Source organism: Mycobacterium sp. NPDC003323 (genome assembly GCF_053589535.1).
In genome coordinates, this window is the sequence record NZ_JBSFSB010000002.1 from 396,522 (window position 1) to 414,958 (window position 18,437).

Genomic DNA, 18,437 nt, shown 5'->3' on the forward strand with positions numbered 1-18,437 from the left:
TTTCGAACCCACGCTAGCGCACCCGACCGGTGCCCGGCTCAGGCCGATGCGAGCACCGGGGCGTCCGCGGTGATGGCTTCTGCGCGTTCGATTTCGCGGACCAACGGCAGAACCTTTGCGCCGAAGTACTCGATTTCCTCTTGGAAGTGGAGAAAGCCACCGAGGATCAGATCGACACCGCGTTTGCGGTAGGCCGCGATCCGTTCGGCGATCTGCTCGGGGGTTCCGATCAGCTGGGTGCGGAATCCGTCGTTGTACTGGACGAGGTCCTCGAAGCTCGAATCGGCCCACATGCCCTTCTTGTCGCCGGTGGCGTTGCCGGCCTGCTGCACCGCCCCGCGGAATCCCTCGACCGCGGGCTTGTTGGCCTTGGCGATGATCTCGCGGAGCGTCTCTTTCGCTTCTTTTTCCGAGTCCCGCGCGATGATGAACCCGTTGAGGCCGAACTTGACCTCACGGCCGGCGTCGCGGGCGTGGTCGCGCACCTCCACCACCTGCTCGGTGAGACCCTCGAAATCCTTGCCGTTGGAGAAGTACCAGTCGGCGTAGTGGCCGCCGTTGCGCCGCGCGGCGCTGGAGTTGCCGCCCTGGAACAGTTCCGGGTTGGGCCGCTGCGCGGTGTTGAGCGGTTTGGGTTTCAAGGTGAAATCGTGGATGCGGTAGAAGTCACCGCGGAAGTCCACGTCGTCCTCGGTCCAGATCTTGCGCAGCACCTGCAGGAACTCCGCGCTGCGGCGGTAGCGCTCGTCGTGTTCGAGCCACGGCTCACCCAGGTGGGTGAACTCGTCCTTGAACCAGCCGGAGACGACGTTGACCGCGAAGCGGCCGCCGGAAAGATGGTCGGCGGTGGCGCCGAGCTTGGCCAGCACCGCGGGCTGCCACAGCCCGGGATGCACGGCGGCGATGACCTTGAGCCGCTCGGTGGCCAGCAGCAGCGCCAGGCTGAAGCTGGTGGATTCGTGCTGGTACTCCGCGCCGTAGCTGGCCTCGTACCGCACCTGCGACAGCGCGTACTCGAAGCCGTTGTTCTCCGCGGTTTGGGCCAGTTTCTTGTTGTATTCGTAATTCCAGTCGGTGCGCTGCTCGATATCGCTGGTCACCAGGCCGCCGCTGACGTTGGGCACCCAGTAGGCGAACTTGACGTGCTCGGCGATGCGTTCGGTCGTCATGGTTGTCATGTCAACAGCTGCGCGCACATCGGTCACCGTTATGGATCGTGATGAACAGAACCGCGCTCTTGCGCCCGAGGACTAGAACACGTTCTAATTCTGGGCATGGACTACGGGCTCGTACTTTTCACCAGCGACCGCGGCATCGCCCCGGCAGCGGCGGCCAAGCTGGCCGACGACCACGGCTTCACCACCTTCTACGTGCCCGAGCACACCCACATCCCGATCAAACGGCAGGCCGCCCATCCCACCACCGGCGACGAGACGCTGCCCGACGACCGTTACATGCGCACCCTCGACCCGTGGGTGTCATTGGGCACGGCGGCCGCGGTGACCTCGCGGGTACGCCTGTCCACCGCGGTGGCGCTGCCAGTCGAGCATGACCCGATCACGCTGGCCAAGTCGATCGCCACCTTGGATCACCTGTCCGGCGGCCGGGTCAGCCTCGGTGTCGGTTTCGGCTGGAACACCGACGAATTGGCCGACCACAAGGTTCCGCCGGGCCGTCGGCGCACCATGCTGCGCGAATATCTGGAGGCCATGCGGGCGCTGTGGACCCAGGAAGAGGCCGAATACGACGGCGAGTTCGTGAACTTCGGGCCGTCCTGGGCATGGCCTAAGCCGGTGCAGTCGCACATCCCCGTGCTGGTCGGCGCGGCGGGCACCGAGAAGAACTTCAAGTGGATCGCACGCTCGGCCGACGGCTGGATCACCACCCCGCGCGACTTCGACATCGATGAGCCGGTGACGCTGCTGCAGGACACCTGGGCCGCGGCCGGGCGCGACGGCGCACCGCAGATCGTGGCGCTGGATTTCAAGCCGGATCCCGACAAGCTGGCACATTGGCGCGAACTCGGGGTCACCGAGGTGCTGTTCGGCCTGCCGGACAAGTCCGAGGCCGAGGTGGGCGCCTACGTCGAACGATTGGCCGGCAAGCTCGCCGCGCTGGTCTGAGCCGCCTCGCCGACTTTCGCGGTTCGGCTCACGCCAGGATCGCGTGATTCTCCTTCTCGCCGGCCGTCACGGTGATCGCCGCGCCGAGCGGGTCTCCGTCGGTCATCAGCGCGAGCAGCCTCTCGTCGGTGGTCAGCGCCATGCAGCGGCTGCCATCCGCATCCAGCCGGCCGATGATCACGCCGGTGGTCACCGGCCAGTCGTGGCGCACCGAGTAGGTCTCGACGGTGCCGCGCCCATCCGGATGGCGGGTGACCGCGATCCTGGGCAAATCGTTGATCTGCGCCTGCAATTCGTCGCCGCGGTCGGCAGACCACTCGCCGGGCTGCGTCGAGTACACCCCTACCGAATACTTGCTCATCACCCCGCCGTTGGCGCCGACCAGACCGAACTGCCCCGGCCGGTCCCGCATCTCGTAGACGGTCTCGGCGATCCCGTGCAGCGAGTAGCTGTTGCCCGGCCCACCGAAGAACGGCAGCCCACCGGTCAGGGTCAGCCCGCGGGGATCGTCGGTCGCGAGACCGGTCGAGTCGCAGACGGTGAACACCGGGAATGGGAAGCAGCTGTACAGATCGAAGGTCGACACGTCGGCCAGGCCTACACCGGCGACCCGAAGCGCTTCTGTCACAGCCAGTTCCGCGGAGATGCTGGTGCTCAGATCCTGCCGGTCGAGCAACTGCTGCTCCACCAGATCGGCATGGCCACGTAGATAGACCCACTTCTCCTCGGGCACCGCCAACCGGCGCGCGGCGGCCACCGACATGATGAGCACCGCCGCGCCCTGATTCACCTGATCGCGGGCCACCATCAACCGCGGATAGGGATCACAGATCATCCGGTTATCCGCGGTCACGGTGGCCAGCTCGTCGACCGAGCGTTCCACCGGGGATGACGAGAACGGGTTCTTGGCAGCGACTTTCGTAAACGGCGCGAACAGCTCGGCCATGTCCCTGCGGTAGTCGGCCACACCGGCGCCCAGCCGGGCTCGGCGCGCGTTGTCCAGCAGCCCGTACTGCACCGGCGCACCCGTCAGCCCATGGGTGGCGGTGTATTCGTTCATGTACTGATCGAAGCCGTACCCGCGGTCCTCGAGTTGACCGCCGATCGTCTCGGAGTGGTCCGGCTTCGCGTCACGACCGGCGAAGTGGCGCAGCGTGGATCCGTTCTCGGACCCGAGCACCAAGACCACCTCGGCCTCGCCCGCGGCAATGGCGCCGCAGAACTCGGTGACCACCTTCTGCGATCCGTGCCCACCGAGGGGTTCGAGCACCGCACGGGCGGGGTCGGCACCGATACGGGCGGCGACCGAGCGGGGATAGTTGTCCGAACACCCCAGCGGCGCCTCGGAGAACGGCGTGCAGATCTCGAACTGGCGCAGCGCGACGAAGACCTCGATGGCCGCCGCGACCGCGTCGGCATCCGCGCCGGCGTCGGCGACCGCGGCCCGGGCCGCCTCGGTGGCCAGTTCCACCGAGGACATGCCACGGTAGCCGGGCAGATCGATGCGTTCGGTGAACTGTCCGACGCCGACGATCACGGGGGTGCGTGGATCCACCATTACAGACCTCCTGACACGCGTTAATTCGTCAGGCTAACCGATAACCTTCGCAGGTCACACGTCGAGTCACTGGACACGGCATCAGACGTACAACCACCGATGTGTACAACCGTCGAGTCGTACAACTGGTCGCGGCCGCGGTGCTGGGTCGCCTCAGCGAGTCGCACCGGGTCAGGTCCGGCAAGGACGATGCCGACCGACGTTCGTCGTGGTACGACCTGACCGATCCGCTGCCAGGCCTGGTGTTGCGCTTCCGCGATCGCTGACTCCGCTTGACGGCCTTGTCACTTAGTGACATGGTGGAGATGTCACTAAGTGACATCGAAGGGGTGATCGATCATCGACGACAAAGCGGCCGCCGCCCGCCTGCGGGTGTCCCGGCACGCGGCGGCATTGTTCTGGGAGCGGGGCGTCTCGGCGACCAGTGGCGACGATATCGCTGCCGCCGCAGGGCTTTCCACGCGCACGGTGTGGCGTTACTTCCGCTCCAAGGAGGCCTGCGTCGAACCCCTGCTGGCCAAGTCCACACATCGCTTCATCGCCGTGCTGGACCGCTGGCCGGCCGAATTGTCGCTGGGCCAGCACATGCGCGCCGATGCCGTCGCGCACCCGTTCTCCGAGCAGGACCTGGCCGACGAAACCGCCGCCATGCGCATCGCGGCCATGTCGGCGACCGAACCCGCCCTGCGCACCGCCTATCTGATGGTGCACGACGAGATGGAACGTGGCTTCATCCCGGTAATCGCCAAACGCCTCGGCCTGCCCGCCGAGGACCTGACCGTGCGATTGTGCGCGGCCGCCACCACCGCCGCACTGCGGGTGGTCGACGAGGACGTCAGCACCGCCGTCGTCGTCCACGGGCAGACCTTCGACAGCCAAGACGTGCTGACGCTGATCGACCGCGCCGTGCTCGATGCCACCAACGGCCGCATCGGCGCACCGCTCGCTACCTAGAAAGGACCACTGTGGCCCTCGGAATACCCGAAACCGCTCTTCCCCCGCGCATTTCCGTGGAGGAGTTCTTCAGCCCGCCGGAGCGGGCCGGCGCCACCATCTCCCCCGACGGCACCCGGATCGCCTACCTGGCACCGTGGCGCAACAACCGTCTGAACATCTGGGTACAGGATGTGGACGGCGCCGACGAACCCCGTTGCGTCACCGCCGACGAGGTCCGCAGCGTGCATCTCTACAGCTGGACCCACGACTCGCGGTACCTGTTGTACATGCAGGACAGTGGCGGCGACGAGAACTATCACATGTACCGCGTCGACCTCGACGAACCGGGAAGCGCCGCAGTCGATCTCACGCCGTTCCCGAACACCCGGGTCAGCTATGAACTGCTGAAGGCCCGGCCCGGGAAGGCGATCGTGCAGCACAACGCGCGCAATCCCGAACTGGTCGACGCCTACGAATTGGACATTGCCGGCGGCGAACTCACCCTGCTCGCCGAGAACCCCGGCAATGCCATCGGTTGGGTCAGCGGCCCGAACGGTGACCTGTTCACCAATACGCTCACCACCGACGGCGACGTCGAGATCTCCCGGTGGGATCCGGACGCGAAGGCGTTGCGTCCCATCAAGGTGTACGACGGCCGCGACTACCCGTTGGGCATCCATCCGATCGCGCCGACCCCCGACGGCACCGGCATCTGGCTGGGCTCCTACGACGGCAGCGACCGGATGCGGCTGGTACGCCTGGACGTGGCCACCGGCACCGAGACCGAGGTGGACAGCCACCCCACCTTCGACCTCGGGGCGCAGATCATGCTGCCGTCCCCGTTCATCCTCAGCGAGCAGACCGGCGAGTTGATCGGTGCCCGCTATTACGGTGAGCGGCAGGTCATCCACGCCTTGGATCCCGACTTCGCCGTCATCCTGGACCGGCTGGCCGGGCTGTCCGACGGTGACCTGTCCGCCATCTCGTGCGATGAGAACGGGCGCCGCTGGGTGGTCAGTTTCAACCATGACCGCGCACCGGGGGTGACCTACTTCTACGATCACGACACCGGCGAGAGCCGTCTGCTGTTCCGGCCCTACCCGAACCTGGATCCGGACACGTTGGCCCCCATGGCACCGGTGAGCTTCGAGTCCCGCGACGGGCTACCGCTGAACGGGTATCTGACGTTGCCCGTCGGGGTAGAACCGGAGAATCTGCCGATGGTGCTGCTGGTGCACGGTGGCCCGTGGGCTCGCGATGTATGGATGTATCAGCCGGATGTACAACTGCTGGCCAATCGCGGATATGCGGTGCTGCAGGTCAACTTCCGCGGCTCCACCGGGTACGGGAAGTCCTTCACCCAGGCCGCGATCGGTGAGTTCGCCGGCAAGATGCACGACGATCTGATCGACGCGGTGGACTGGGCCGTCAAGCAGGGCTACGCCGACCGCGACAAGGTGGCCATCTTCGGCGGGTCCTACGGCGGGTACGCCAGCCTGGTCGGGGTCACCTTCACCCCGGACGTCTTCGCCGCGGCCATCGACTACGTGGGCATCTCCAGTCTGCTGAACTTCATGAAGACACTGCCCAACGTCGGGCGCCGCTTCCTGGCCACCAACTGGCACCTGTACGTCGGCGACCCCTCGAACCCGGACGCCGAGGCCGATATGCTGGCGCGCTCACCGATCACCCGGGTGGACCAGATCCGCACCCCGCTGCTGGTGGTGCAGGGCGCCAACGACACTCGCGTCGTGCAGGCCGAGTCCGACAACCTGGTCGCCGCGCTGCGGGACCGCGGCGTCGAGGTCGAGTACATGGTCAAGCAGGACGAGGGACACGGATTCGTCAACCCGGACAACAACATCGACATGTACCACGCGGTCGAGCGATTCCTCGCCGAGCATCTGGGCGGTCGCGTCTGACCCGCGAGCAGACGCAAAACTGCCCCTTTTCAGGTGAAAAGGGGCAGTTTTGTGTCTGCTCGCGCAGAGAAAATTACAGCGCGTTGAACAGCTCACGCGCCTTCGCGGCGGTCTCGGACGGCGTCTTGCCGACCGCGACGCCGGCGGCTTCGAGGGCCTCCTGCTTGCCCGCGGCGGTGCCCGCACCGTCGGAGACGATGGCGCCGGCGTGGCCCATGGTCTTGCCCTCGGGAGCGGTGAAGCCCGCGACGTAGCCGACGACCGGCTTGGTGACGTTGGCCTGGATGTAGGCGGCGGCCTTCTCCTCGGCGTCGCCACCGATCTCACCGATCATCACGATCAGCTTGGTCTCGGGGTCCTTCTCGAACGCCTCCAAGGCGTCGATGTGGGTGGTGCCGATGACCGGGTCGCCGCCGATGCCGATGGCGGTCGAGAAGCCGAGATCGCGCAGCTCGTACATCATCTGGTAGGTCAGGGTGCCGGACTTGGAGACCAGACCGATCGGGCCCTTGCCGGTGATGTTGTTCGGCGTGATGCCGACCAGCGACTCACCGGGGGTGATGATGCCGGGGCAGTTCGGGCCGATGATCCGGGTCTTGTTGCCCTTCTCGACGTTGTAGGCCCACGCATAGGCACTGTCCTGCACCGGGATTCCCTCGGTGATGACGACCAGCAGCGGGATCTCGGCGTCGATGGCCTCGATGATGGCGTCCTTCGAGAAGGCCGGCGGCACAAAGGCGATCGACACGTCGGCGCCGGTCTCCTTCATGGCCTCGGCCACGCTGCCGAACACCGGCAACTCGATCTCGTTGCCGTCCTTGTCTTCGTGCTTGACCGTGGTCCCGGCCTTGCGCGCGTTCACGCCACCGACGATCTGGGTGCCGGCCTTGAGCATCAGCTTGGTGTGCTTGGTGCCCTCGCCACCGGTGATGCCCTGGACGATGACCTTGGAGTCCTTGTTCAGAAAAATCGACATGTCAAGTGCTCCTTACTTGTTGGCCAGCTCGGCGGCCTTGTCGGCGCCGGAGTCCATGGTTTCGGCCTGTACGACCAGCGGATGGTTGGCCTCGGCCAGGATGCGGCGGCCCTCTTCGACGTTGTTGCCGTCCAGGCGGACGACCAGCGGCTTGTTGGCCTCGTCGCCGAGGATCTCCAGCGCCTTGACGATGCCGTTGGCCACAGCGTCACACGAGGTGATGCCACCGAAGACGTTGACGAACACGCTCTTGACCTGGCTGTCGCCCAGGATGACGTCCAGACCGTTGGCCATCACCTCGGCCGACGCACCACCGCCGATGTCGAGGAAGTTGGCGGGCTTCACGCCGCCGTGCTTCTCACCGGCGTAGGCGACCACGTCCAGGGTCGACATGACCAGGCCGGCGCCGTTGCCGATGATGCCGACCTCACCGTCGAGCTTGACGTAGTTGAGGTCGTTCTCCTTGGCCTTGAGCTCCAGCGGGTCGGTGGCGTCCTTGTCCTCGAACTCGGCGTGGCCGGGCTGACGGAAGTCGGCGTTGGCGTCCAGGGTGACCTTGCCGTCGAGTGCCAGGATCTGGTCATCGGGAGTACGCACCAGCGGGTTGACCTCCACCAGGGTGGCGTCCTCGCCGATGAACACCTCCCACAGCTTCTGGATGGTCACTGCGGCGGCGTCGAGCACCTCGGCGGGCAGGTGACCCTTCTCGGCGATCTCGCGGGCGAACGCCAGGTCGACACCCTTGACGGCGTCGACGGGCACCTTGGCCAGCCGGTCCGGCTTGGTGGCGGCGACCTCTTCGATCTCCATGCCGCCCTCGACCGAGCACATGGCCAGGTAGGTGCGGTTGGAGCGGTCGAGCAGGAAGGAGATGTAGTACTCCTCGGCGATGTCACTGGCCTCGGCAACCAGCAACTTCTTGACGATGTGGCCCTTGATGTCCAGGCCCAGGATGTTCTGGGAATGGGTGAAGGCGTCCTCGGCGGTGGCCGCGTACTTCACGCCGCCGGCCTTGCCGCGGCCGCCGACCTTCACCTGAGCCTTCACCATGACCGGCTTGCCGATCTCCTCGGCGATGGCCTTCGCGTCCTCGGCGGACTCGGTGACCCGGCCCGGCGTGGTCGGCACGTTGTGCTTGGCGAAGAGTTCCTTCGCCTGGTACTCGAACAGATCCATGAGTTTCCTAAAGGGTGTCTGTCTAGGTGACGTTTCGAACTGACTTCACAGGTGTGGGCCGGACTGACCGATGGCCGTGACTGGCTCGCTGGCACTGTATCCACACCCGTGGCGACCGCCCGCACCGCCTGCCGTTCATGTGGTACATCTCACCGGCACCGTCTGGTGATACAGGTCACATTCGGCATGGGAATGGGTTCATAAGTTGCCACCAACATTGGGATTTGGTTAACGTGCCTACTGGTCTTGGTAACGGTCAGGTCACGGCACTAAGGAATTTTCAGGTTGGCTGAGCACAGTTCGTCCAAATCCCCCCGGGGAGCAGCGACGAAAGGGCACGCCACCGCGAACCCTGCCGAGGTCACCGACATCATCCCGTTCAACGAGTTCGGCGATCTGTGCGAGCTGGATTTCCGGGACAGTTCCGCGTTCGACAAGGAGCAGCGCGTCATCGCCGCGCCCGAACTCGACGACATGCACGACACCGATGACCTGGTCCCGCTGCGCCTGGCCATCCCCAGTGAGTTCGCCTCCACGGCCGAACCCTCGGCACACGCCTACCGCGACAGCCACACCGACCTGAGCGACGGCACCGCCCTGACCGACGTCATCGACATGCGTGCGCACCGCAGCGGCGGCGCACACCGCAAGCAGACCGTCGGCGCCGTCAAGAGCCGCCTGATGATCGCGGCCATGGCCGCCGGGGCCACCGCCTCGGGCGCCTACTCGCTGTCGAACACCACCGAAGCCACTCCATCCTCGGACACCGTGCTGGCCGCCGATGGCGCCCTGGTCGAGGGCGCCTCGATCACCGGCTCGTCCGACGGCGTGCAGATCGTCGCGGTGCAGCCGGTCGCCAGTTCGGCCGTGCACGCCGAGGAGATCACCAAGGCCGCCGCCTTCGCCGCCGAACGCGCCGACCGCGAGGCGCGGCTGACCCGCCCGATGTTCGCGATGCCGACCAAGGGCGTGTGGACGTCCGGCTTCGGCTACCGCTGGGGTGTGCTGCACGGCGGGATCGACATCGCCGGTCCGATCGGCACCCCGATCCTGGCGGCCAGCGACGGCGTCGTCGTCGAGGTCGGCCCGACCGCGGGTTACGGCGCGCTGGTCAAGCTCCGGCACTCCGACGGCACCGTCACGCTGTACGGCCACATCAACACCTGGCTGGTCAGCAAGGGCCAGCGCGTCATGGCCGGCGACCAGATCGCCACCATGGGTAACCGCGGCAACTCGACCGGCCCGCATCTGCACTTCGAGGTGCTGATGAACGGTTCGAACCGGATAGACCCGGTGCCGTGGCTGGCGCAACGCGGACTCTCCCCCGGCAGTTACGTCGGGTAACTACCGTGGTGATGTGAACCCCGAGCCATCACCCGATTCACCGCGCATCATCCGTCGGCACCCGACTGGCTCCTTTCCCGCGCTCACACCCGCCTCCGATCCCAGGCTTCCCGAGACCGAATCCGGGCAAACCACCTATATCCCGCGGCCCGTCCCGGTCGCGGTTCCGCGCCGGCCTCCGGTCGGCCCGGCCACGGCCATCGCGGCCGCCACCATGAGCATCCTGAGCGGGTGGGCGACCGCAGTCATCGCCACCGATCTGATCGCCGGCTGGTGGAGCACGGATCTGTTGTTCTGCGTCGCCATCGGGTTCCTCACCGCGATCTCGGCGGCCGCCGGTATCGGTGGGCTCATCGCGCTGTTGCTGCAACGCCGGATGGGGCGCCTGCTCATCATCGTCGGCGCCGCCATCGGGCTGCTCATCTTCGGCAGCCTGTTCCTGGCCGGGGCCAAGCTGCATCCGGTGGTGTATGCCATGCCGGTGCTGCCGGTCTCGGCCACGGTGCTCACCCTGCTGCCCGCGACCCGCAGATGGGCCCGCGGGTGACCGCCACCCCTGACCGCCGGCTGCTGCGGGCGGCCACGGTGTTCGCGCGGCTTGCGCTGGCATCGGCGTTCCTGTCGGCGGTGGCCGACCGGTTCGGACTGTGGGGCCCGGCGGGCACCCCGCATGTTGCGTGGGGGCATTTCGACGCGTTCGTCGACACCGTGGCGGTGTTTGCGCCCTATCTGCCCGACCCGCTGGTTCCTGCCGCCGCGTGGGCGGCGACCATCGTGGAGGTCTTGCTGGCCGTGGCCCTGCTGCTGGGCGTCGCTCTGCGCTGGACCGCCGCGGCGAGCGCGGCGACGCTGATGGTGTTCGGCCTGTCGATGTTGTTCTTCTGGGGCGCCGAAACCCCGTTCAGCGCATCGGTTTTCACCGCTGCGGCAGCGGCCGCACTGCTGGCGGTGGCCCCGGATGACAGCCACGCCCTGCGGCTGGGGCGCTGATCTAGAGTTTGTGCACCGGCGCGTGATTGTGCATCAGCTTGACCCGCCCGGCGCTGCCGAAGTCGATCAGCGACATCGCCGACTCACCCATCCCCGAGACTTCCTCGACGCGGCCCAGCCCGTACTTGTCGTGGGTGACCCGGTCACCGGGTTCCAGCGTGATGACCGCACGGTTGCGCGGCTTGCCGGGTGCCGGGCGCGCATTGGCCGCGAACCGGCCCACGCTGACCGGCGCGCTCATGGCTGACGGGGGCGCCTCGACGCGGCGCCAGTCGATCAGGTCCTCGGGGATCTCGCGCAGGAACCGCGATTCCGGGTTGAGCATCGGTTGGCCCCACGACGAGCGCACCTTGGCCCGGCTCAGGTACAGCCGCTGGCGCGCGCGGGTGATGCCGACATAGGCAAGCCGCCGTTCCTCGCTGAGCTCGGTCGGATCGCCGAGGGCGCGCATGTGCGGGAACATGCCGTCCTCCCAGCCGGTGACGAACACCACCGGGAACTCCAAGCCCTTGGCGGTGTGCAGCGTCATCATGGTGACCACACCGGTGCCGTGTTCGGGGATCTCATCGGCGTCGGCGACCAGCGAGACGCGTTCCAGGAACTGGGCCAGCACCCCGGTGTCGGGCACGTCCTCGTCCTGCTCTTCCTCTTCGGCCAGCGCCCGCCGGTTGGCCAGGTCGATGCTGAATTCGTGTGCGACGCTGACGAGTTCGTTCAGGTTGTCCAGCCGGGCCAGATCCTGCGGATCGCTGGAGGATTCCAGTTCCCGCCGGTACCCGGTGCGCTCCAGCACGGCCTCGACCAGATCACCCAGTTCCCCGTCGAGTTGGCCGCGCAGTTCGTCGAGCATCTGCACGAAAGACGCGATGGCCTTCTCCGAGCGGGTGTTGAGCATCGGCACCCGACCCTCGGCGGCGGCCTGCAGGGCATCGTTGAAGCTGCCGCCGGTGTTCTCCGCGTACACCGCGACACAGGCTTCGGCGCGGTCACCGATACCGCGGCGCGGGGTGTTCAGGATGCGGCGCATGCTGACCGAGTCCCCCGGGTTGTCCAGCACCCGCAGGTAGGCGACGATATCGCGGATCTCCTTGCGCTCGTAGAAGCGCACACCACCGACGACCTTGTAGGGGATCCCGGACCGGATGAAGACCTCCTCCAGGGCGCGCGAGGAGTTGTTGGTGCGGTAGAACACCGCGACGTCGGAATAGTTGATCTCGCCACGGTCAGCCAGTGCGTCGATCTCACCGGCGACGAATCGCGCCTCGTCGTGCTCGTTGTCGGCGACGTAGCCGACGATCAGCTCACCCTCACCCGAATCGGTCCACAGCCGCTTTTCCCGACGGCCGGTGTTGCGTGAGATGACGGCGTTGGCGGCGTTCAGGATGGTCTGCGTGGAGCGGTAATTCTGTTCCAGCAGAATGGTTGTCGCGTTCGGATAGTCGCGCTCGAAATCCTCGATGTTGCGGATGGTGGCGCCGCGGAAGGCGTAGATGGACTGGTCGGCGTCACCCACCACGCACAGCTCGGCGGGCGTCACACCATCCGCTGTGGTCTCGACGCCCACCAGTTCGCGCACCAGTACGTACTGCGCGTGGTTGGTGTCCTGATACTCGTCGACCAGGATGTGCCGGAAGCGGCGCCGGTAGTACTGCGCGATCTGCGGGAAGGCCTGCAGCACGGCGACCGTCTCACCGATCAGGTCATCGAAGTCCAGGGCGTTGGCCGCACGCAACCGGCGCTGATACTCCCCGAACACCGAGGCGACGGTCTTGGACATGTCATCGGAGCTGTCGGTGAGATCGGCGAGCGCCTGATCCGGGTCGATCAGCTCGTTCTTCAGGTTCGAGATTCCGTTGGCCAGCAACCGCGGGGTGTACCGCTTGGTGTCCAGGCCCATGTCCTTGGCGATCATCATCAGCAGCCGCCGCGAGTCGTCGGCGTCGTAGATGGAGAAGTTGGAGTTCAGCCCGGGCAGCAGCGAGGCCTGGTTGCGCAGGATGCGCACACAGGTGGAGTGGAACGTGGACACCCACATGTTGCGGGCGCGCGGACCGATCAGCCCGACGACACGTTCCCGCATCTCGGCGGCGGCCTTGTTGGTGAAGGTGATGGCCAGCACCTGGCCGACGCCGACCTCGCGGGCCGCCAGCAGATAGGCGATGCGCCGGGTCAGCACGGCCGTCTTGCCCGAACCGGCGCCCGCCACGATGAGCAGCGGGGAACCCTCGTGCAGGACAGCCTGACGCTGCTGGGGGTTGAGCCCGTCGAGCAGCTGTTCGGTATCGGACCCCTGTGTCGGCGCGTCGAAGAGAGATGTCATTTCGGTATCGAATCTACCGCCGATCGGTGACATCTCCGGTCGCGGCCCGCGCTGGGAACGGGGACCTTTGCATCGGGTCGACCGGTGGTGGCACACTCGATTCGTGCTCCATCAGCAGCGACGATTTTTTTACGGGTACCGATCCGCGGTGCCCGTGGTCTAGCTGCTTCCCGAGAGCCCCGCGGTCCGCATCCGGATCCGGGGCTCGTCTGTTGCGTGCGGCCCGAACCGGATGAACCAAGATCCCACCAACAGCGAGGAGAACCTCATGAGTGCCGAGACCGAGACGCCCACCGACATCGACGAGTTGCGTCTGGAGATCGACCGCCTGGACGCCGAGATCCTGGCCGCCGTGAAGCGCCGCGCCGAGGTGTCCCGCATCATCGGCAAGACCCGGATGGCCTCCGGCGGCACCCGGCTGGTGCACAGCCGCGAGATGAAGGTCATCGAGCGTTACAGCGAGCTCGGCCCCGAGGGCAAGGACCTGGCCATGCTGCTGCTGCGCCTGGGCAGGGGCCGGCTGGGGCACTGATCCCCCGCGATTTCGGTGAGGAAACGGGCGCTGACCGCGCGTTTCCTCACCGAAATCACTAGGGGGTGAAGGCGATGTACTTGGTCTCCAGGTACTCCTCGATGCCTTCGGAACCGCCCTCGCGGCCGAAGCCGGATTCCTTGATCCCGCCGAACGGGGCGGCCGCATCCGAGATGACACCGCGGTTGACGCCCACCATGCCCGCCTCGACGGACTCGGCGACCCGCAACGCCCGGTCCAGTGACCGGGTGTAGATGTAGGACGCCAGCCCGTAGTCGGTGTCGTTGGCCGCGGCGATGCCCTCCTCCTCGGTGTCGAACCCGGTGATCGGGGCGACGGGACCGAACACCTCCTCCTTGAGGATGCGGGCGTCACCGGGCACATCGGCCAGCACCGTGGCCGGGTAGAAGTGCCCCGGCCCACCGGGCGCCACGCCGCCGACGGCCACCTCGGCACCGCGCGCGACGGCGTCGGAGACCAGGTCGGCGACGATGCCCAGCTGCTTGGCCGAGATCAGCGGGCCCAGCGTCGAGGACTCCTCCAGGCCGTTGCCGAGGGTGTACTCGCTCATCCGCTTGACCAGCTTGTCGGTGAACTCCTCGCGCACGGCATTGGCGACGTGGAACCGGTTGGCCGCGGTGCACGCCTCGCCGCCGTTGCGCATCTTGGCCAGCAGTGCGCCCTCCACGGCCGCGTCGATATCGGCATCGTCGAAGACCACGAACGGGGCGTTGCCGCCGAGCTCCATCGAGGTGCGCAGCAGCTTGTCCGACGACTGCTTCACCAGCGCCTTGCCCACCCCGGTGGACCCGGTGAAGGTCAGTTTGCGCAGGCGGCCGTCGTCGATCAGGGCACCGGTCAGATCGCCGGGTTTGGTGGTCGGCAGCACCGACAGCACACCCTTGGGCAGGCCGGCATCGTCGATCAGCTTGGCCAGCAGCAGCATGGTCAGCGGCGTCTCCTGCGCCGGTTTGACGATCATGGTGCAACCGGCGGCCAGCGCCGGACCGATCTTGCGGGTGCCCATGGCCAGCGGGAAGTTCCACGGGGTGATGGCGTAGCAGGGGCCCACCGGCATCTTGGTCACCAGGATGCGCCCGGTGCCGGCCGGGCTGTGGGTGTAGCGGCCGTCGATGCGCACGGCCTCCTCGGCGAACCAGCGGAAGAACTCGGCGCCGTACTTGACCTCACCGCGGCTCTCGGCGAGCACCTTGCCCATCTCCAGGGTCATCAGGGTGGCGAGGTCTTCACTTCGCGCGGTGAGGGTTTCGAACACCGAGCGCAGCATCTCCCCGCGCTCGCGGGCCGGGGTGGCGGCCCAGTCGGCCTGCACCGCCGCGGCGGCGTCCAGCGCGGCGATACCGTCGGCGGCGGTCGCGTCGGCCACCGAGGTGATCACCTCGTCGGTGGCGGGGTTGAGCACGTCGAACGTGGACGATGCGGCGCGTTCCTCACCACCGATCCACAGCCCGGTGGGGACGGATGAAATCAACTCTTCAATGCGCATACATCCATCATGTACACCTTCGATCGAAGCGCCGCACTAAGGTCAGAAGAATGAGTGCTGACATCACCGCTTCCCCCGCATGGCATTCGCTGCAACGTCATCATGAGGCGGTTGCGCCGAAGAATCTTCGGGAGCTGTTCGCCGAGGATCCGGCCCGCGGCACCGAGCTCACCGTGACCGTCGGCGACCTCTACATCGACTACAGCAAGCACCGGATCACGCGCGAAACCCTGGCTCTGCTCGTGGATCTGGCCTCAGCCGCCGACCTCGAGGGCCGTCGGGACGCCATGTACTCGGGTGCGCACATCAACACCTCCGAGGACCGCGCGGTGCTGCACACCGCGCTGCGGCTGCCCCGTGATGCCGCCCTGACCGTCGACGGCCAGGATGTCGTGGCCGACGTGCACGAGGTGCTCGACGCGATGGGTGCGTTCACCGACCGGTTGCGTTCGGGCGAATGGACCGGCGCGACCGGACAGCGGATCACCTGCGTGGTCAACATCGGCATCGGCGGCTCGGACCTGGGCCCGGTCATGGTCTACGACGCGCTGCGTCACTACGCCGACGCCGGCATCTCCGCCCGCTTCGTGTCCAATGTGGATCCGGCCGATCTGGTCGCGAAGTTGGACGGACTTGACCCGGCCACAACGCTTTTCATCGTGGCGTCCAAGACGTTCTCGACGCTGGAGACGCTGACCAACGCCACCGCGGCGCGGCGGTGGCTGACCGACGCACTCGGTGATGACGCGGTGTCGAAGCATTTCGTCGCGGTGTCGACCAACAGCAAGCTGGTCGATGAGTTCGGCATCGACACCGCCAACATGTTCGGCTTCTGGGACTGGGTCGGCGGGCGCTACTCGGTGGACAGCGCCATCGGCCTGAGCGTCATGGCGGTGATCGGCAAGGAGCGGTTCGCGGAGTTTTTGGCCGGTTTCCATCTGGTCGACGAGCATTTCCGCACCGCACCGCTGGCGCAGAACGCGCCGGCGCTGCTCGGTCTGATCGGCCTCTGGTACAACAACTTCTTCGGTGCGCAGTCGCGCGCGGTGCTGCCCTACTCCAACGATCTGTCCCGGTTCGCGGCGTATCTGCAGCAGTTGACCATGGAATCGAACGGCAAGTCGGTGCAGGCCGATGGGTCCCCCGTGACCACCAGTACCGGTGAGATCTATTGGGGTGAACCGGGAACCAACGGCCAGCACGCGTTCTACCAGTTGCTGCACCAGGGCACCCGGCTGATCCCGGCCGATTTCATCGGGTTCAGCCAGCCCACCGACGACCTGCCGACGGCCGATGGTTCGGGCAGCATGCACGACCTGTTGATGAGCAACTTCTTCGCCCAGACCCAGGTGTTGGCCTTCGGCAAGACCGCCGAGGAGATCGCGGCCGAAGGTACGCCCGCCGACGTGGTGCCGCACAAGGTGATGCCGGGCAACCGGCCCACCACCTCGATCCTGGCTACCAAGCTGACGCCCTCGGTGGTGGGTCAGCTGATCGCGCTGTATGAGCATCAGGTCTTCACCGAGGGTGTGATCTGGGGTATCGACTCGTTCGACCAGTGGGGTGTGGAACTGGGTAAGACGCAGGCCAAGGCGCTGCTGCCGGTGCTGACCGATGACGCGTCACCGGCCGCGCAGTCCGACACCTCGACCGATGCCCTGGTGCGGCGCTACCGAGCGGAGCGAGGTCGACCGGCCTGAGCCGAGCGGAGCGAGGTCGACCGGCCTGACCTCACGCCGAAAAACGCGTACCCGTTGCCAACGTGCGGGATTTGGCAACGGGTACGCGTGTTTCGCGTAGTTATCGATTACGGGGCTGGAATCGAGGCGCACCCGACACCCGGGATGCAACCGCTGGCTCCACCGGGTCCGGCACTACCGCTGATGCCACCCGGGGACACCGATCCGCTGGCTCCACCGGGTCCGGCGGTGCCTGCCGGGCCACCCGGTATCGCGCCGGTGGCGCCGTCGGGGCCTGCCGCGCCGCCCGGACCACCGGGGATCACGCCGCTGGCGCCACCCGGACCGGCTTCACCGCCGGGCCCACCGGGAATCGCGCCGCTGGCGCCACCGGGTCCAGCGGTTCCGACACTGGCGCACGGGGTGCCATCGGGGTTCCAGCACGGCGGCGGAGCGGGCTCTGCTCCGGCGAGGGGCGAGAACGCGATGGCCGCACCGGCGGCGCCTGCGAACAAGAGGGGCGTCATCTTCGTCAGTTTCACCATCATGGACACAGAGTTCCACTGACCAAGCCGGGCTAAACATCACCCGAATCGCAATCACATCGAGATCAAGCGAAGCGCTTGGTGTACTTCGGCGGCAACAGCCGCATGATCTGGGTCAGCGGCGCCCACGGCCAGCGGGGTACGACGGCGCGGCCCTTCTCCTTCTCGATCGCCTCGACCATTGCCCGGACCCCGGTCTCGTTGTCGACCATCAGCAGGGTGTTGGCGGCCTGGGCCGTCATCTCCGACTCGATATAACCGGGTTCGATGACGGTGACCCGGATGGGGCCCTTGTCGTACTCGGCCCGCAGCGATTCGCCGAGTGAGGTCATGCCCGCCTTCGACGCGGCGTAGGCGGCCTTGGTACCGGGCACGCCGGTATTGCCCAGCACCGAGGAGATCAGCACCAGGTGCCCACTGCCCGCCTTCTTGAACATCTGCAGCGCGTACTCGATCTGCACCAGGCCCGAGATCAGGTTGGTGTTCAGGGTCGCGGAATTGTGCCACGGCTTTCCCGCGCCGATCAGATAACCCTTGCCGATGCCGGCATTCACGATCACTCGGTCGATACCGCCGAGTTCTTCGGAAAGCTCCCCGAAAACCCGCGGAATCGCCTCGTGGTCGTCGACGTCGAGCGCGGCGATCGCGATCTTGGCGTAGGGGTGCTTGTCCAGGATCTCGGCGCGCAGCTCTTCCAGCCGCTCCACCCGTCGGGCGCACAGCGCCAGGTCCCGGCCCTTGGCGGCGAACGCGCGGGCCATGCCGGCCCCGAGGCCCGAGCTGGCACCGGTGATGAGGATCTTCTGGCGGGTCATGCGCAGAAGAATAA

17 protein-coding genes are annotated in these 18,437 nt (G+C 66.8%); 9 read left to right on the top strand and 8 right to left on the bottom strand.

Annotated features, from left to right (window positions below):
• Positions 1–38: 38 nt before the first annotated feature.
• Entirely contained in the window at positions 39–1,169 is a 1,131-nt protein-coding gene (sfnG, locus tag ACWDUN_RS08685; RefSeq protein ID WP_449927793.1) for a dimethylsulfone monooxygenase SfnG, read from the bottom strand.
• Positions 1,170–1,274: 105 nt separating this feature from the next.
• Between sfnG and ACWDUN_RS08690 the strand changes: the two genes are divergently transcribed.
• Positions 1,275–2,123, top strand: coding sequence for an LLM class F420-dependent oxidoreductase (locus ACWDUN_RS08690; RefSeq protein WP_449927365.1), 849 nt, complete (start codon positions 1,275–1,277; stop codon positions 2,121–2,123).
• Between the two features lie 28 nt (positions 2,124–2,151).
• Here ACWDUN_RS08690 and ACWDUN_RS08695 read toward each other — a convergent pair whose 3' ends face one another.
• A complete protein-coding gene (locus ACWDUN_RS08695; RefSeq protein ID WP_449927367.1) occupies positions 2,152–3,681 on the bottom strand; it encodes an acetyl-CoA acetyltransferase in 1,530 nt (509 codons plus the stop codon).
• A 101-nt stretch (positions 3,682–3,782) separates the two neighbouring features.
• Between ACWDUN_RS08695 and ACWDUN_RS08700 the strand changes: the two genes are divergently transcribed.
• The 3 genes from ACWDUN_RS08700 (at position 3,783) to ACWDUN_RS08710 (ending at position 6,539) form a co-directional block, all read left to right on the top strand.
• The gene (locus ACWDUN_RS08700) at positions 3,783–3,947 is read left to right on the top strand and encodes a hypothetical protein (RefSeq protein ID WP_449927370.1); all 165 of its coding nucleotides are present in this window, start codon (positions 3,783–3,785) and stop codon (positions 3,945–3,947) included.
• Positions 3,948–4,053: 106 nt separating this feature from the next.
• Positions 4,054–4,635, top strand: coding sequence for a TetR/AcrR family transcriptional regulator (locus ACWDUN_RS08705; protein WP_449927373.1), 582 nt, complete (start codon positions 4,054–4,056; stop codon positions 4,633–4,635).
• Between the two features lie 11 nt (positions 4,636–4,646).
• A complete protein-coding gene (locus ACWDUN_RS08710; protein ID WP_449927377.1) occupies positions 4,647–6,539 on the top strand; it encodes an alpha/beta fold hydrolase in 1,893 nt (630 codons plus the stop codon).
• 73 nt (positions 6,540–6,612) lie between these two features.
• Here the strand turns inward: ACWDUN_RS08710 and sucD are convergent, their stop codons facing one another.
• Both sucD and sucC read right to left on the bottom strand, forming a co-directional pair.
• Complete coding sequence (gene sucD, locus ACWDUN_RS08715) at positions 6,613–7,515, bottom strand: succinate--CoA ligase subunit alpha (protein ID WP_449927380.1); 903 nt, start codon at positions 7,513–7,515, stop codon at positions 6,613–6,615.
• Positions 7,516–7,527: 12 nt separating this feature from the next.
• Positions 7,528–8,691, bottom strand: a complete 1,164-nt coding sequence (gene sucC, locus ACWDUN_RS08720; RefSeq protein ID WP_449927382.1) for an ADP-forming succinate--CoA ligase subunit beta — start codon at positions 8,689–8,691, stop codon at positions 7,528–7,530.
• A 285-nt stretch (positions 8,692–8,976) separates the two neighbouring features.
• Between sucC and ACWDUN_RS08725 the strand changes: the two genes are divergently transcribed.
• The 3 genes from ACWDUN_RS08725 to ACWDUN_RS08735 are packed head-to-tail and all read left to right on the top strand — an operon-like array spanning position 8,977 to position 11,025.
• A complete protein-coding gene (locus ACWDUN_RS08725) occupies positions 8,977–10,035 on the top strand; it encodes a M23 family metallopeptidase (protein ID WP_449927385.1) in 1,059 nt (352 codons plus the stop codon).
• A gap of 13 nt (positions 10,036–10,048) precedes the next feature.
• On the top strand, positions 10,049–10,582 hold the full coding sequence (locus tag ACWDUN_RS08730; RefSeq protein ID WP_449927388.1) for a hypothetical protein: 534 nt from the start codon (positions 10,049–10,051) through the stop codon (positions 10,580–10,582).
• Entirely contained in the window at positions 10,579–11,025 is a 447-nt protein-coding gene (locus ACWDUN_RS08735) for a DoxX family membrane protein (protein ID WP_449927391.1), read from the top strand. Before ACWDUN_RS08730 ends, ACWDUN_RS08735 begins: the two co-directional genes overlap by 4 nt.
• A gap of 1 nt (position 11,026) precedes the next feature.
• Here ACWDUN_RS08735 and pcrA read toward each other — a convergent pair whose 3' ends face one another.
• A complete protein-coding gene (pcrA, locus tag ACWDUN_RS08740; protein ID WP_449927394.1) occupies positions 11,027–13,345 on the bottom strand; it encodes a DNA helicase PcrA in 2,319 nt (772 codons plus the stop codon).
• Between the two features lie 232 nt (positions 13,346–13,577).
• Here pcrA and ACWDUN_RS08745 point away from each other — a divergent pair, with 232 nt between their 5' ends.
• Positions 13,578–13,877 (top strand): chorismate mutase, encoded by a 300-nt coding sequence (locus ACWDUN_RS08745; RefSeq protein ID WP_449927397.1) that lies wholly within the window; start codon positions 13,578–13,580, stop codon positions 13,875–13,877.
• A gap of 58 nt (positions 13,878–13,935) precedes the next feature.
• On the opposite strand, the gene ACWDUN_RS08750 is transcribed toward ACWDUN_RS08745, so the two are convergent.
• On the bottom strand, positions 13,936–15,384 hold the full coding sequence (locus ACWDUN_RS08750; RefSeq protein WP_449927400.1) for an NAD-dependent succinate-semialdehyde dehydrogenase: 1,449 nt from the start codon (positions 15,382–15,384) through the stop codon (positions 13,936–13,938).
• A gap of 50 nt (positions 15,385–15,434) precedes the next feature.
• Here ACWDUN_RS08750 and pgi point away from each other — a divergent pair, with 50 nt between their 5' ends.
• On the top strand, positions 15,435–17,084 hold the full coding sequence (gene pgi / locus ACWDUN_RS08755; protein WP_449927403.1) for a glucose-6-phosphate isomerase: 1,650 nt from the start codon (positions 15,435–15,437) through the stop codon (positions 17,082–17,084).
• 107 nt (positions 17,085–17,191) lie between these two features.
• Here pgi and ACWDUN_RS08760 read toward each other — a convergent pair whose 3' ends face one another.
• Together ACWDUN_RS08760 and ACWDUN_RS08765 are read right to left on the bottom strand one after the other, a co-directional pair.
• Positions 17,192–17,590, bottom strand: coding sequence for a hypothetical protein (locus ACWDUN_RS08760; RefSeq protein ID WP_449927405.1), 399 nt, complete (start codon positions 17,588–17,590; stop codon positions 17,192–17,194).
• Between the two features lie 83 nt (positions 17,591–17,673).
• A complete protein-coding gene (locus ACWDUN_RS08765) occupies positions 17,674–18,423 on the bottom strand; it encodes an SDR family oxidoreductase (protein WP_449927407.1) in 750 nt (249 codons plus the stop codon).
• Positions 18,424–18,437: the final 14 nt, after the last annotated feature.

Coding starts and splice junctions, on each gene's coding strand:
- ACWDUN_RS08745 (WP_449927397.1), top strand. CDS start 13,578: ATGAACCAAGATCCCACCAACAGCGAGGAGAACCTCATGAGTGCCGAG.
- ACWDUN_RS08750 (WP_449927400.1), bottom strand. CDS start 15,384: ATGCGCATTGAAGAGTTGATTTCATCCGTCCCCACCGGGCTGTGGATC.
- sucD (WP_449927380.1), bottom strand. CDS start 7,515: ATGTCGATTTTTCTGAACAAGGACTCCAAGGTCATCGTCCAGGGCATC.
- pcrA (WP_449927394.1), bottom strand. CDS start 13,345: ATGACATCTCTCTTCGACGCGCCGACACAGGGGTCCGATACCGAACAG.
- ACWDUN_RS08695 (WP_449927367.1), bottom strand. CDS start 3,681: ATGGTGGATCCACGCACCCCCGTGATCGTCGGCGTCGGACAGTTCACC.
- pgi (WP_449927403.1), top strand. CDS start 15,435: ATGAGTGCTGACATCACCGCTTCCCCCGCATGGCATTCGCTGCAACGT.
- ACWDUN_RS08690 (WP_449927365.1), top strand. CDS start 1,275: ATGGACTACGGGCTCGTACTTTTCACCAGCGACCGCGGCATCGCCCCG.
- sfnG (WP_449927793.1), bottom strand. CDS start 1,169: ATGACGACCGAACGCATCGCCGAGCACGTCAAGTTCGCCTACTGGGTG.
- ACWDUN_RS08765 (WP_449927407.1), bottom strand. CDS start 18,423: ATGACCCGCCAGAAGATCCTCATCACCGGTGCCAGCTCGGGCCTCGGG.
- sucC (WP_449927382.1), bottom strand. CDS start 8,691: ATGGATCTGTTCGAGTACCAGGCGAAGGAACTCTTCGCCAAGCACAAC.
- ACWDUN_RS08760 (WP_449927405.1), bottom strand. CDS start 17,590: ATGACGCCCCTCTTGTTCGCAGGCGCCGCCGGTGCGGCCATCGCGTTC.